The sequence below is a fragment of the Paraburkholderia sp. BL6665CI2N2 genome (assembly GCF_004366535.1).
Lineage (GTDB): Bacteria > Pseudomonadota > Gammaproteobacteria > Burkholderiales > Burkholderiaceae > Paraburkholderia.
In genome coordinates this window covers 3,871,119-3,885,106 of the sequence record NZ_SORC01000001.1, presented here as the reverse complement: position 1 = coordinate 3,885,106, position 13,988 = coordinate 3,871,119, and the positions used below count along the sequence as shown (strand labels likewise).

13 protein-coding genes are annotated in these 13,988 nt (G+C 65.1%); 5 read left to right on the top strand and 8 right to left on the bottom strand.

What is annotated here, in order from left to right; translation table 11 throughout:
• Positions 1 to 73 precede the first annotated feature (73 nt).
• The 3 genes from alr (at position 74) to B0G81_RS17285 (ending at position 3,046) form a co-directional block, all read left to right on the top strand.
• Complete coding sequence (gene alr, locus B0G81_RS17295) at positions 74 to 1,144, top strand: alanine racemase (protein WP_106279600.1); 1,071 nt, start codon at positions 74 to 76, stop codon at positions 1,142 to 1,144.
• Positions 1,145 to 1,247: 103 nt separating this feature from the next.
• Positions 1,248 to 2,624 carry a DNA repair protein RadA gene (radA, locus tag B0G81_RS17290; protein WP_106279602.1) on the top strand — a complete coding sequence of 459 codons (1,377 nt, stop codon included), beginning with the start codon at positions 1,248 to 1,250 and terminating at the stop codon, positions 2,622 to 2,624.
• 143 nt (positions 2,625 to 2,767) lie between these two features.
• Positions 2,768 to 3,046, top strand: a complete 279-nt coding sequence (locus B0G81_RS17285; protein ID WP_134137776.1) for a DUF2866 domain-containing protein — start codon at positions 2,768 to 2,770, stop codon at positions 3,044 to 3,046.
• Between the two features lie 207 nt (positions 3,047 to 3,253).
• Here B0G81_RS17285 and B0G81_RS17280 read toward each other — a convergent pair whose 3' ends face one another.
• Entirely contained in the window at positions 3,254 to 4,297 is a 1,044-nt protein-coding gene (locus B0G81_RS17280) for a CaiB/BaiF CoA-transferase family protein (RefSeq protein ID WP_134137775.1), read from the bottom strand.
• Between B0G81_RS17280 and B0G81_RS17275 the strand changes: the two genes are divergently transcribed.
• A complete protein-coding gene (locus B0G81_RS17275) occupies positions 4,284 to 4,541 on the top strand; it encodes a hypothetical protein (protein WP_134137774.1) in 258 nt (85 codons plus the stop codon). The two genes, B0G81_RS17280 and B0G81_RS17275, sit on opposite strands and share 14 nt — an antisense overlap.
• Positions 4,542 to 4,553: 12 nt before the next feature.
• Here the strand turns inward: B0G81_RS17275 and B0G81_RS17270 are convergent, their stop codons facing one another.
• Positions 4,554 to 6,506 carry an ATP-binding cassette domain-containing protein gene (locus tag B0G81_RS17270; protein WP_134137773.1) on the bottom strand — a complete coding sequence of 651 codons (1,953 nt, stop codon included), beginning with the start codon at positions 6,504 to 6,506 and terminating at the stop codon, positions 4,554 to 4,556.
• Positions 6,507 to 6,640: 134 nt separating this feature from the next.
• On the opposite strand from B0G81_RS17270, the gene B0G81_RS17265 reads away from it, so the two are divergent.
• Positions 6,641 to 7,120 carry a glutathione peroxidase gene (locus B0G81_RS17265; RefSeq protein WP_106279607.1) on the top strand — a complete coding sequence of 160 codons (480 nt, stop codon included), beginning with the start codon at positions 6,641 to 6,643 and terminating at the stop codon, positions 7,118 to 7,120.
• Positions 7,121 to 7,131: 11 nt separating this feature from the next.
• Here B0G81_RS17265 and cls read toward each other — a convergent pair whose 3' ends face one another.
• The 6 genes from cls to dapC all read right to left on the bottom strand — a co-directional run bounded on the left by cls (position 7,132) and on the right by dapC (position 13,707).
• Entirely contained in the window at positions 7,132 to 8,583 is a 1,452-nt protein-coding gene (cls, locus tag B0G81_RS17260; RefSeq protein ID WP_106279609.1) for a cardiolipin synthase, read from the bottom strand.
• Between the two features lie 392 nt (positions 8,584 to 8,975).
• Positions 8,976 to 9,860, bottom strand: a complete 885-nt coding sequence (prmB, locus tag B0G81_RS17255) for a 50S ribosomal protein L3 N(5)-glutamine methyltransferase (protein ID WP_106279611.1) — start codon at positions 9,858 to 9,860, stop codon at positions 8,976 to 8,978.
• 16 nt (positions 9,861 to 9,876) lie between these two features.
• Positions 9,877 to 11,016 (bottom strand): succinyl-diaminopimelate desuccinylase, encoded by a 1,140-nt coding sequence (gene dapE / locus B0G81_RS17250; protein WP_116117599.1) that lies wholly within the window; start codon positions 11,014 to 11,016, stop codon positions 9,877 to 9,879.
• Positions 11,017 to 11,227: 211 nt separating this feature from the next.
• Positions 11,228 to 11,593, bottom strand: coding sequence for an ArsC family reductase (locus B0G81_RS17245; protein ID WP_134137772.1), 366 nt, complete (start codon positions 11,591 to 11,593; stop codon positions 11,228 to 11,230).
• Entirely contained in the window at positions 11,593 to 12,420 is an 828-nt protein-coding gene (gene dapD / locus B0G81_RS17240) for a 2,3,4,5-tetrahydropyridine-2,6-dicarboxylate N-succinyltransferase (RefSeq protein ID WP_012433460.1), read from the bottom strand. Before dapD ends, B0G81_RS17245 begins: the two co-directional genes overlap by 1 nt.
• Positions 12,421 to 12,489: 69 nt before the next feature.
• Positions 12,490 to 13,707, bottom strand: a complete 1,218-nt coding sequence (gene dapC, locus B0G81_RS17235; RefSeq protein ID WP_134137771.1) for a succinyldiaminopimelate transaminase — start codon at positions 13,705 to 13,707, stop codon at positions 12,490 to 12,492.
• Positions 13,708 to 13,988: the final 281 nt, after the last annotated feature.

Sequence of the window (13,988 nt, the reverse complement as noted above, 5' to 3'; positions counted from 1 at the left end):
GCCCAGCGGGCTACGGAGCGCTGAAAACGCACTGTAAGCCGCTGATTCGCAAGCGTCTTTACGAAAATATCCCATGCCGCGCCCGCTCTCAGCCACGATTCACACCTCCGCTCTCGCCAATAATCTCGCCGTTGCCCGGCGCTATGCACCGAAATCCAAAATCTGGGCCGTCGTCAAGGCCAACGCATACGGGCACGGCCTTGCGCGCGTTTTTCCGGGCCTGCGCGCAACCGACGGCTTTGGGTTGCTGGACCTCGAAGAAGCCGTGAAGTTGCGTGAATTGGGTTGGGCCGGCCCAATTCTTCTGCTCGAAGGCTTTTTTCGTCCGACCGATATCGACGTGATCGACCGCTACAGCCTGACCACCGCGCTGCATTCGGACGAACAGTTGCGCATGCTCGAAATGGCGCGCCTGTCCAAACCGGTCAATATCCAGTTGAAGATGAACACCGGCATGAATCGCCTCGGTTACACGCCGGAAAAATTCCGCGCCGCCTGGGAACGGGCGCGCGCTGCCCAGGGCGTCGGTCAGATCACTTTGATGACCCATTTCTCCGACGCCGACGGCGATCGCGGCGTGGACTATCAGGTGCAGGCGTTCGAGCGCGGCGCGCAAGGCATTGCCGGCGCACGCAGCCTTGCCAACTCGGCGGCCACGCTGTGGCATCCTGCCACGCATTTCGACTGGGTGCGCCCGGGCATCATCATGTACGGCGCATCGCCGTCCGGCGTCACGGCGGCGATCGAAGGCACCGGCCTGCAGCCCGCCATGACGCTCGCCTCGGAACTGATCGCCGTGCAGACACTTGCCGAAGGCCATACGGTCGGCTACGGCTCGTCTTTCAAGGCGCGCGGGTCGATGCGCATCGGCGTGGTGGCGTGCGGCTACGCGGACGGCTATCCGCGCGTCGCGCCGGAAGGCACGCCGGTGATCGTCGACGGCGTGCGCACGCGGGTCGTCGGGCGCGTCTCGATGGACATGCTCACCGTCGACCTGACACCGGTGCCGACCGCCAACGTCGGCTCGCGCGTCGAGCTGTGGGGCACCTCGCTGCCGATCGACGACGTCGCGCAGGCGTGCGGCACCATCGGCTATGAGTTGATGTGCGCGGTGGCGCCGCGCGTGCCGGTGCGGGCGGAGTAAGGGCGCGCAGCCCCGGCACGCAAACCAGGCACGCAAACCGGCGCGCGCCCGGCCCCGCAGCAAGCGTTTCAATCCCAAAGAACAGCAACACAGGCAATAACGCGTGGCAAAACCCAAAACGTTGTACATCTGCAGTGAATGCGGCGGGCAATCGCCGAAATGGGCCGGGCAGTGCCCCTCGTGCAATGCATGGAACACGCTGGTCGAGTCGGTGGCGGAAGCGCCGTCCACGCACCGCTTCCAGTCGCTCGCGAAGAGCGCGCCCGTGCGCCGTCTCGCCGATATCGATGCATCCGACGTGCCGCGCTTTTCCACCGGCGTGAGCGAGTTCGACCGCGTGCTCGGCGGCGGGCTGGTGCCGGGCGGCGTGGTGCTGATCGGCGGCGATCCGGGCATCGGCAAATCGACGCTGTTGCTGCAATCGCTCGCTGAGATCGCCGCCGACAAACGCGCGCTCTATATCAGCGGCGAAGAGTCGGCCGCGCAGATTGCGTTGCGCGCGCAACGGCTTTCGTTGCTGGAGCCCGGCTCGAAGGCAAGCGAGCTGCAATTGCTGGCGGAAATCCAGCTCGAAAAAATTCAGGCGACGATCGCCGAGCAGCGGCCCGATGTCGCGGTGATCGACTCGATCCAGACGGTCTATTCCGACGCGCTGACATCCGCACCGGGCTCGGTCGCCCAGGTGCGCGAGTGCGCGGCGCAACTCACGCGCATTGCCAAGCAGTCGGGCACCACCATCATCATGGTCGGCCACGTGACCAAGGAAGGCGCGCTGGCCGGGCCGCGCGTGCTCGAGCACATCGTCGACACGGTGCTGTACTTCGAAGGCGACACGCATTCCTCGTACCGTCTGGTGCGCGCGATCAAGAACCGCTTCGGCGCGGTCAACGAACTCGGCGTGTTCGCCATGACCGAGCGCGGCTTGCGCGGCGTGGCCAATCCGTCGGCGCTGTTTCTGTCGCAGCACGAACAGTCGGTGCCGGGTTCCTGCGTGCTGGTGACGCAGGAGGGCACGCGGCCGCTGCTGGTCGAGGTGCAGGCCCTTGTGGACTCGGCCAACGCGCCGAACCCGCGGCGCCTCGCCGTCGGTCTGGAGCAAAACCGGCTCGCGATGCTGCTGGCGGTGCTGCACCGGCATGCCGGCATCGCGTGCTTCGATCAGGACGTGTTCCTGAACGCCGTGGGCGGCGTGAAGATCACCGAGCCCGCCGCCGACCTGGCCGTGCTGCTCGCGATTCACTCGTCCATGCGCAACAAGCCGCTGCCCAAGGGGCTAGTGGTGTTCGGGGAAGTGGGCCTCGCCGGCGAGATCCGGCCGTCGCCGCGCGGTCAGGAGCGCCTGAAGGAAGCCGCCAAGCTGGGCTTTTCGGTTGCGGTGATTCCCAAGGCCAATGCGCCGAAACAGCCAATCGAAGGCTTACAGGTCGTTGCGGTCGAACGGATCGAACAGGCCATCGACCGGGTCCGCACGCTTGAATAGACCGGGGTTCGGGCGCCTGGCGGCGCCCGACGTTCTGTAATGACCGGTAAATATCTCCATATTGGCTGTAACCTACCCGACATTCCTTTTTCCTAAGCTGCAAGGGTATGCATCCCTTCTGATGCCCGAAAAAGGATCGCGCCTTGAAACAGTCATATGAAACCGTAGCCGAACAGCCGATACAGGTGCGCGGCTGCCGCGTCTCCGAGCCTATTCGCCAGCCATGGGGCGGCGCTTGTCGGATCGTCGAGTGGATCGACACCGAAGGGCAGATTTCCCGGCGGGTAGTGGCCGAAGATGCCACGGCCGCCGAAGTCCGCGCGACGATCAATCGTCATGTGGAAGGCCGCAAGCACGTGCTGTACGACGATGAAAAGACGCCGCGTCAGACTTTGCCGCGGCAGGCGGTAGCGCGGCGCTGAGGTTTGTGCGGCGCGGACCTGCGGGTGCGGGGGTGGCGAGCGGTTTCGTGGACCGGTTACCGGGCATGCCACTTGAGGGCAATGCCGCAAACGGTGCGACGAAGCCAACGCCGCCAATGCGGCTGGTGAGGCCGATCAGCCTACCGGAGCGAACGCGCTCCGTATCAAGCGCCGTGTTACTGAGCAGCCCGGGCTAGCCCGCGCGCGCTACCTGATCAGCCTGTCTTCCTCGTCGGCACCGTCTGCGCTCGCCGCCTCATAAGCCTGCGGATTGAGCAGCGGATGGTGCGCCGCTTCCGCCGCCGTCAGCACCGGCGAGACGCAGCAGTCGAGCGGCTCCAGCAGCAAAACCCATTCTTGCAGCGGACGCTTGCCGATCGCCTCGGCGAGTTCTTGCGTGAGCGCGGCGGCGTCCGGGCCGCCGATCGCCTGGCCGAGACTCCAATGGCGCGTGGCCCATTCAGGCCGGTCGAGCGCCATGCAGAGCGTTTCCCAGAACTTCAGTTCGAGCGCACCGACCGCGAGCCAGCGGTTATCGAGCGTGCGGTACAGGTTGTAGCAAGGCACGCCGCCGTTCAGCAGGCCGGCGCCGGCGGCAGGTGCCGCACCGTCGTTGGCGAGCGCGACCTGCGCGACCACGTTGTGCGCGTAGGTGACGTGCGTCATGGAGACATCGACGAAGCGGCCTTCGCCGCCGCGCGACACATGCCATAGCGCCGCGAGAATCTGCGTGACCGCGCTGAGGGCGCCGCCGAGCAGGTCGGCAATCTGGAAATTCGGCAGGATCGGCGCGCCGTCACGGCCCGCCAGTTGATCGAGCACGCCCGCGTAGCCGATGTAGTTCAGATCATGGCCGGCATGGTCGACGAATGGACCGCTCGCGCCGTATCCGCTGATTGCGCAGTAAACCAGCCGGGGATTGAGCGCGTGCAGTGTTTCGTAGCCGAGGCCCAGCCGCTCCATCACACCCGGCCGGAAACTTTCGATCAGGACGTCCGCTTCGGCGGCGAGCGCGCACAGCACGTTGCGTCCCGCCTCGGACTTGAGGTCAAGGCGCGTTTCGCGCTTGCCGCGATTCACCAGCCGGTAAAACGCGCCGGGCCGCCCCGCCACGCGATCGCTCGACGACTGCATCATCGTACGAGTGGGGTCGCCAGCGCCGGGCGCTTCGATCTTCAGCACGTCGGCGCCCAGTTCGGCGAGCCGCAGGGCGGCGACCGGGCCTGGCAGCAGGCGCGTGAGGTCGAGCACGCGCAAGCCCTGTAACGCGGGCGGCGCGGAGGCGGCCGCCGAACCGGCCGAACCCGCTGCCCGTGAAGTAGCCGAAGACTTGGCCGAGGCGGCAGTCGAAGATGCGGCCGAAGACGCGGCCGAAGTCGCCGCCGATGAAGTAGCCGAAGCCGCCGCCGCCGCCCCAGCCGACGCCCTAGGCGTTGAAACGGATGAATTCCCGGATGACAAAGCCAAGCTCCCGTCGATGCCGGCGCGGACCTGAAACAGCGTGCCGTCAGCCGATTTGTTCGAGTTCCTCATGAGTCTCGAGCCATTCGGCTTCGAGCGCTTCGAGGCGCGCGTTCACATCTGCCTGACGGCGGATCGCCTCCGTCAGTTTGCTTTTCTGCTCGGGCTCGTAACTTGCCGGGTCGACGACGAATGCATCGAGCGTCGCCTTCTCCGCGTTGAGCGCGTCCATTTCCTTTTCGATCTTCGTGATCCGGCTTTGCAGCGGCTTTTTCAGATGCGCAAGCTTCTGACGCGTTTCCGCCTCGATGCGTCGCTGTTCCTTGCGGTTCACGCCGTCCGGGCCGCTGTCGCCGCCATTGCCGCCGCTCGCCGCTGCATTCGCCTTGAGCGCCGCGCGCTGTTCGGCCGCGTGTTGCAGCAGCCAGTCGCGGTAGTCGTCGAGATCGCCATCGAATTCCTGCAAACGATGTTTCGCGACCAGCATGAACTGATCCGTCGTGGCGCGTAGCAGATGCCGGTCGTGCGACACCAGAATCAGCGTGCCTTCGAACTGCGCGAGCGCCATGGTCAGCGCGTGCCGTGTTTCGAGATCCAGATGGTTGGTCGGTTCGTCGAGCAGCAGCAGGTTCGGCTTTTGCCAGATGATCAGTGCGAGCGCGAGGCGGGCTTTTTCGCCGCCGGAGAAGGGCGCGATCTTCGACGTCGCCATCTCGCCGGAAAAATTGAAGCTGCCGAGGAAGTCGCGCAATTCCTGTTCGCGCGTGTCCGGTGCGAGACGTGCGAGGTGCTGCAACGGCGTGTCGTCCGGACGCAGCGTTTCGAGCTGATGTTGCGCGAAGTAGCCGATACGCAGCCCCTTGCCTTCGCGCACATGGCCGCCGAGCGCCTTGAGCGTGCCGGCCAGCGTCTTGATCAGCGTGGACTTGCCTTGGCCGTTCGCGCCGAGCAGCCCGATGCGCTGACCGTTCTGGATCGACAGCATGACGTGATCGACGATGGGAATCTCGACCGCGGGTTCGCCTTCGCTGCGGTAGCCGCAGCGCACGTCTTCCATCACCATCATCGGGTTCGGCGCGGAATCGGGCGTGCGGAATTCGAACGTGAATGGCGAGGACGCATGCGCCGGCGCGATCAGCTCCATCTTTTCCAACGCCTTGACGCGGCTCTGCGCCTGGCGCGCCTTGGTGGCCTGCGCCTTGAAGCGGTTGATGTAGCTCTGCAAATGCTCGACCGTGCGCTGCTGCTTTTCGTACGCACTCTGCTGCAACGCGATCTGCTGCGCGCGCAGCACTTCGAATTGCGAGTAGTTGCCGCCGTAGCGCTTGATCTGCTGCTGCTCCAGATGCAGCGTGACATTGCAGACCGAATCGAGGAATTCGCGGTCGTGCGAGATCACGATCAGCGTGCCCGGATAACGGGCCAGCCAGTCTTCCAGCCAGACGATCGCGTCGAGATCCAGGTGGTTGGTCGGTTCGTCGAGCAGCAGCAGATCGGAGCGGCACATCAGCGCCTGAGCCAGATTCAGCCGCATGCGCCAGCCGCCCGAGAAACTGCTGACGGGCTCGCGAGTCTGGTCGAGCGTAAAGCCGAGGCCGAGCAGCAGGGCTTCGGCGCGCGCCGGCGCGGTGTAGCCGTCGGCGTCGGCGAACGCAGCGTGCGCTTCGCCTTCGGCCGCGCCGTCATGCGCCGCGGAGGCGGCGGCGATCGCCGCTTCGATCGCGCGCAAGGCGGCGTCGCCGTCCAGCGTGTAGGCGAGGGCGGTCTTGTCCACGGCGGGCGTTTCCTGCGCGACGTGGGCGATCTGCCAGTTCGGTGGGATCGAAAAATCACCGCCGTCAGCGTGCAGTTCGCCGAGCAGCACGGCGAACAGCGTCGATTTGCCCGCGCCGTTCGCCCCCACCAGGCCGGCCTTCTCGCCAGGGTTGAGGGTGAACGTGGTGTTGTCGAAGAGCGGCTTGGTGCCGCGCGCGAGGCTGAACTGGTTAAAGCGGATCACGAAGAGGCCGGCTGAAGAAAACCGCTATTTTAGACTGCCGGGCCCGACACCGGGCGCTCAACCGGGATCGGCCATTCGGCCGACTGTACCGGCGAGACTTTTGGCATAGACTGACGGCTTTCACGGGGGAGCATATGACATCGATTTATTCGTTTTCGGCACGCACGTTGGGTGGCGAGGAAGTCAGCCTTGGGCAGTATGAAGGCAAGGTTTTGCTGATCGTCAACACGGCGAGCGAATGCGGGTTCACGCCGCAGTACGCGGGCTTGCAGAACCTGTACGACACCTACGCCGCACGCGGGCTCACGGTGCTCGGGTTTCCCTGCAACCAGTTCGGCAAGCAGGAGCCGGGCGACGCCGCGCAGATCGGCAGCTTCTGCGAAAAGAATTACGGCGTCACGTTCCCGATGTTCGACAAGGTCGACGTGAACGGTGCGAACGCACATCCGCTGTTCAGTTATCTGACGGGCGAGGCGCCGGGGCTGCTCGGCCTCGAAGCGATCAAGTGGAATTTCACCAAGTTCCTGATCGGCCGCGACGGCAACGTGGTGAAGCGCTATGCGCCGCTGACGAAGCCCGAGGCGATCACCGAAGACATCGAAAAGCTGCTGTGAGGCGGCGGCCGCTACAGGATGGGCGAAAAGAGACGCGCCACATGCATTAACACGCGTTTCAAAGCGGTAGCCTTGCGGTATTCGTTGCGGTCGATTTCGCGCGATTCGGCGAAGTCGGCCAGCAGCATCGTTTCGACCTCTTTGGCGAAGGCGCGGTCAACGGTCAGTACCATGATCTCGAAGTTCAGCCGGAACGAGCGGTTGTCGAGATTCGCGCTGCCGATTGCCGCGGCCACGCTGTCGATCAGCACGACCTTCTGATGCAGGAAGCCCGGCTGGTAGCGGAAGATCCGGATCCCCGCACGCAACGAGTCGTAGGCATAGAGTTTCGAGGCGGCGAACACGACCAGGTGATCGCGTCGGCTCGGAATCAGAATGCGCACGTCCACACCGCGCAGCGCCGCGAGCCGCAACGCCGCGAACACGGACTCGTCGGGGATCAGGTAGGGCGAGGTGATCCAGACCCGTTCGCGCGCCGCGTTGATCGCTTCGACGAAAAACAGCGAGCAGGTCTCCTGCTTGTCCGCGGGACCGCTTGGCACGACGAGGCAGTGCATGCCTTGCCCCGCTGCGGGGTCGGCGACCGGAAAGGGCGGCAGGTCGAACTCGGGCAACTGCTGCGTGGCCCAATGCCAGTCTTCCGTGAACACGAACTGGATGCTGGCGACCGCCGGCCCGCGCACTTCGATATGGGTGTCGCGCCACGGCGAGAGCGGCGGCTTGCCGCCGAGATATTCAACGCCCACGTTATGTCCGCCGACAAACGCGCGTTCGCCATCCACCGAAACGATCTTGCGGTGATTGCGGAAGTTCAGTTGCAGACGGTTGACGAAGCGGCGATTGGTGGCGAACGGATGCGTCTCCACGCCGCCCGCGCGCAGCGCCGCCACGTAGCGGTGCGGCAGATCGAAGCTGCCGATGCTGTCGTACAGGAAGTAGACGCGCACGCCTTGTTGCGCTTTCGCGATCAGCGCGTCTTTGAGCATCTCGCCGAGCGCATCGTCGCGCACGATGAAGAACTGCACGATCACGTAGCGGCGCGCGTGCTCGATAGCGTCGAAGATCGCCTCGAAGGTGGCCGCGCCGTTCACCAGCGTGCGCACCGAGTTGCCAGGCAGAAACGGCATGCCGCCGAGGCGCGTGAGCGAATGCACGAGCCGGCCGCCGAGTTCCAGCGTCGGCAATCCCGCTGACGAAGCACGCGTGTCCCATTCCGGCGGATGCGCGCGCGTGCGCAGCAGTTCGTTTTCGACGCGGCGCGCGTCCGCGTAGCCGGCGAACTTGCTGCGGCCGAGGAACAGGTATGGCACCAGCGTCAGATAAGGCATCGCGACCAGCGACACGGCCCACGCAATCGCGCCTTGCGAAGTGCGCGTGTTGAGAATCGCGTGACATGCCGCGGCCACGCCGAGAATATGGCAGAGGGCGACCAGCGTGCCGATGTGAAGCAGGTCGAATTGCATAGGCGGCGTTGGGTTGGCGAAGCGCTGCCTGGGCCGGCTCGATGAGCGCCGGGCAGCTGACCGCGCCCATCTTACCGAACGTGTGTGCGTTGGGGGTGGGGAATGGTCGAGCTGCGGTCGGGTTTCAGGGACGCGTGCCTGAATGAGGCGTGGGCGATGCGGGCAAAACATTTTTGCGTTTGCCAAGCCGGATGCGCGCGAGTTGGGCCCCGGGGAGCCTAGTCGAGATGTCGGTTCGAAGGGAGCGCTCGTGCGGGACGCTTCGCTCGGAAGCGCGACATTCCGCGATGGGCGCGATTGCGAACGCCCGGAAAAGCAGCTTCGCCCAGGCGCGGTGCGCACGGCAAGACAACCCCGCTGCGCGCACCGCATCCCGAAGAAGCGATAAGACCTCAAACCGGCAAATCAGCCGCCTGGATCAGGAACACGTTGTCGTCGCCGGCACTGGTCGAGAGCCAGACGAGATCGAGCCCGCCGAACGCCGCTTCAACGTGCTGCCGCTCGTTGCCGATTTCGACGACCAGCACGCCTTCGTCGGTCAGCCAGTTGCGCGCCTCGGCAATGATCCGGCGCACGATGTCCATGCCGTCGACGCCGCCCGCCAGCGCCATGTCCGGCTCGTGCTTGTATTCAGCCGGCAGATCCTGCATCGACGCCGCGTTCACGTACGGCGGGTTGCTGATGATCACGTCGTAGCGGCGCTCCGCGAGCGGCGCGTACAGATCGCCTTCGAACAGGGCGACGCGGTCGTCGAGCTTGTAGTCCGTGACGTTGCGCGCGGCGACTTCCAGCGCGGGCGCCGACAGATCCACGGCGTCGATATCCGCATTCGGGAACGCGTGGGCGGCGAGAATCGCGAGGCAGCCGGAACCCGTGCACAACTCCAGCACGGCGCTCACCTGCTCGGGATCTTCCACGTAGGGCTGCAAACCATCCTGCAGCAGTTCGCCGATGAACGAACGCGGCACGATCACGCGTTCGTCCACGTGGAAGCGGAAGCCGTGCATCCAGGCCTCCTGCGTGATGTAGGCGGCCGGCACGCGTTCGGTGGCGCGGCGCTCGATCACGTTCAGCACGGCGTCGATTTCAGCCGCGGTCAAGCGCGCGTCGAGAAACGGGTCCAGCAGGTCGAGCGGCAGATGCAGCGTGTGCAGGACCAGATAAACGGCTTCGTCGTAGGCATTGGCCGAGCCGTGGCCGAACGAGAGCTCGGCCTGGTTGAAGCGCGAGACCGCGAAACGCAGCAGGTCGCGAACGGTGGAAAACGGGAGCGTCATCGCAATAGTCCTTGGTTCAGGCGATCAGTTGTTCGAGCACGCGGCGATACACGTTCTTCAGCGGCTCGATGTGTGCGACTTCGATATGTTCGTCGATCTTGTGGATGCTGGCGTTCAGCGGGCCGAACTCGATCACCTGCTTGCAGATGCGCGCAATAAAGCGGCCGTCCGAGGTGCCGCCGGTGGTCGACAGTTCCGTGCTCACGCCGGTTTCGTCCTTGATCGCCTTGGCGAGCGCGTTCGACAGATCGCCGCGCGGCGTGAGGAACGGCAGCCCGCTCACGGTCCACTGCAAATCGTAGTCGAGATCGTGCTTGTCGAGGATCGCGTGCACGCGGGCCTGCAGACCTTCCACGGTGCTCGCCGTCGAGAAGCGGAAGTTGAACATCACGTCCGCATGGCCCGGAATCACGTTGGTGGCGCCGGTGCCGCTGTGAATGTTCGACACCTGCCACGTGGTGGGCGGGAAATATTCGTTGCCGTCGTCCCAGCGTTCGGCGACGAGTTCGGCCAAGGCGGGCGCGAGCAGATGCACGGGATTCTTCGCCAGATGCGGATAGGCGATATGACCTTGCACGCCTTTGACGATCAGTTTGCCCGACATCGAACCGCGCCGGCCGTTCTTCACCATGTCGCCGAACTGCGCGCTCGAAGTCGGTTCGCCGACGACGCAATAGTCCATGCGCTCGCCGCGCGCCTGCAACGCTTCGACGACCTTCACGGTGCCGTCGGTGGCGGGGCCTTCTTCGTCGCTCGTGATCAGGAAGGCGATCGAGCCGCGATGCGCCGGATGCGCGGCGACGAACTCCTCGCTCGCGACCACGAAGCCCGCGATCGACGCTTTCATGTCCGCCGCGCCGCGGCCATAGAGCTTGCCGTCACGATGGGTCGGCTCGAACGGCGCCGAGCGCCATTGTTCGAGCGGGCCGGTCGGCACCACGTCTGTGTGGCCGGCGAACGCGAGCAGCTTGCCCGCGGTGCCGTCGACGCCGCGTTTGACGGCCCACAGGTTGGTCACGCCGTTCGATTCGATGGTCTCGTGCTCGAAGCCGAGCGCGGACAGGCGCTCGATCAGGAGGCGCTGGCAATGCTGGTCGTCGGGCGTGACAGACGCGCGCGCGATCAGTTGTTCGGTAAGGGCGAGGGTGCCGGACATGGATTCGATACAGCCACTTTGAAATGAAAAAATGCCGGCTGGCGGTTGAACACCGCAGCCGGCAACAGCTTTTTGAGTCACGCGGCCGAGGCCGCGTTTTACCGCGTGTTGCGTTCGGCGCGCGCCGAGACTTGCGTACGCGCCGGCTAGCCACTCCGACGTTCAGCTTCGCGCGCCGATCAGACGAACCGCGCCGCTCTCACGCGAACACTCACGCGAACAGCGCGGTGTACTCGTCCGCGGAAAAACCGAGCGACTTGACGCGCCCGTTGACCACCAGCACAGGCCGCTTGATCACCGACGGCTTGTGGATCATCAACGCGATCGCGCCCGACTGCGTGTCCGCGGCCGCTTTCATGTCGTCGGACAGCGCGCGCCACGTGGTGCCGCGCCGGTTCAGCAAGGCCTCGAGCTTCACGTCTTTCAGCCAGTCCTGCACGAGCGGTTCGGTCACGCCATGTTTCTTGAAGTCGTGGAACTCGAACTCGACGCCGTGCTCTTCCAGCCACACGCGGGCCTTCTTCACGGTGTCGCAGTTCGGGATGCCGTAGACGACGGTTTTCGTGCCGCGCGCCATCAGTCGCCTCGCAGCAGCTCGTTCAGGCCGACCTTCGCGCGCGTCTTGGCGTCGACCTTCTTGACGATCACGGCGCAGTACAGGCTGTGCGTGCCGTCTTTCGACGGCAGATTGCCCGCCACCACCACCGAGCCCGCCGGAATGCGGCCATACGTGACTTCACCGGTTTCGCGGTCGTAAATCTTGGTGCTCTGGCCGAGGTACACGCCCATCGAGATCACCGAGTTTTCTTCGACGATCACGCCTTCCACCACTTCCGAACGCGCGCCGATAAAGCAGTTGTCTTCGATGATGACCGGGTTGGCCTGCAGCGGCTCCAGCACGCCGCCGATGCCCACGCCACCCGACAGGTGCACGTTCTTGCCGATCTGCGCGCACGAACCGACGGTGGCCCACGTGTCGACCATCGAACCTTCGTCGACATACGCGCCGATGTTAGTGTACGACGGCATCAGCACGACGTTCTTCGCGATGAACGAGCCGCGGCGCGCGATGGCGGGCGGCACCACGCGGAAGCCGCCGGCGGCGAAGTCTTCAGCGGTGTAGTTGGCGAACTTCGAGGGCACCTTGTCGTAGAACTGGCTGTAGCCGCCAGCCGGCATCGGCGCGTTGTCTTCCAGGCGGAACGACAGCAGCACGGCTTTCTTCAGCCACTGATTGACGACCCAGTCGCCGTCCTTCTTTTCCGCGACGCGGAGCAGGCCCTTGTCCAGTTGCTCGATGGCGTGGGCGACGGCTTCGCGCACGTCGGCCGGAGCGGCCTTCGGCGACAGTTCGGCGCGGTTTTCCCAGGCGGTGTCAATGATCTGCTGAAGTTGTTGCGACATATGCGTGCTTTATCGAAGAGTTGAAGTCTGAAGGAGGGCTGCGGTGCGCGGGGTGGCGATGACGAAAACTCAACCCGCCAGCGCACGGCAAAAGTCGACGATTCGCTGCGCGCCCTGCGTGCATTCGTCGACGCCGGCGACGAGCGCCATGCGCACGAAATTGCGGCCGGGGTTCACGCCGTGCGCAGTGCGCGCGAGGAACGAGCCCGGCAGAACCGTCACATTATAGTCGGCGTAGAGGCGCTGGGCGAACTCCGTGTCCGTGAGGCCCGTGCGCGAGACGTCTGCCCACAGGTAGAACGCGGCGTCCGGCAGGCGCACGTCGAGCACCTCGGCGAGCATCGGCTTAACGGTGGAAAACTTTTGCACGTACTTCGCGCGGTTCTCGCGCACGTGCGCCTCGTCGTTCCAGGCCACGATGCTGGCACTCTGGAACACCGTCGACAAGGCCGCGCCGTGGTATGTCCGGTATAGCAGGAAATCCTTGAGAATCGCCGCGTCTCCCGCGACGAAGCCCGAGCGCATGCCCGGCACGTTCGAGCGCTTGGACAGGCTCGACAGCATGACGAGACGCTCGAAACCGCGGCCGAGCTTGTGCGCCGCTTCCAGGCCGCCGAGCGGCGGGTTGGCTTCGTCGAAATAGATTTCGGAGTAGCACTCGTCCGAGGCGATCACGAAGCCGTAGCGGTCCGACAGCGCGAACAGCTCGCGCCAGTCGTCGAGCGTGAGCACCGCGCCGGTCGGATTGCCCGGTGAGCAGACATAGAGCAGTTGTGTGCGCGCCCAGATGTCGGCCGGCACCGCGGAATAGTCGCAGGCGAAGTTGCGCGCCGGGTCGCTATTCACGAAGTACGGCTGCGCGCCGGCCAGAATCGCGGCGCCTTCGTAGATTTGGTAGAACGGGTTCGGACAGAGTACGATCGCAGGCTCGCCGTCAGCATTCTTTTTCGGGTCGAGCACGGTCTGGGCGAGCGCGAACAACGCCTCGCGCGAACCCGACACCGGCAGCACCTGGGTGGCCGGATCGACGGGCGGCAGGTTGTAGCGCCGCGTGGCCCACTTCGCGATCGATTCGCGCAGTGCGGGCGAGCCGATCGTGGCCGGATACGACGACAAGCCGCCGAGCGAAGCCACCACGGCGTCACGGATCAATTCGGGCGTGGGATGTTTCGGCTCGCCGATGCCGAAGCTGATATGCGCGAGGCCGGCGCTCGGCGTGACGTCCGCGAAAAGCGCGCGCAGCTTTTCGAACGGGTAGGGCTGAAGGGAGTCGAGGAGCGGATTCACTGGGCGGATCGAGCCTGATCGAAGATGAGCGAGAGACGGCTGCGGAAAAGCATGCAGCAAAAAGCGGGGCACGCGCCGGCGGCGGTAAAAACGTACAAAACACGCTGAACGGCCGGCAGCAGCGGCGGGCGAATGATTATAGCGTGGCAAGCCGGCATGGCGGCCATACGGTGGCGTGGCGGTTTGCGGGTATGCATGACACGGCGGCGTCGCGCAGGCGATCCACGGTAGCGCGGTGAAGGCAAGTGAAGCATTGAGCAGATGAAGGACATCGCGCCGTT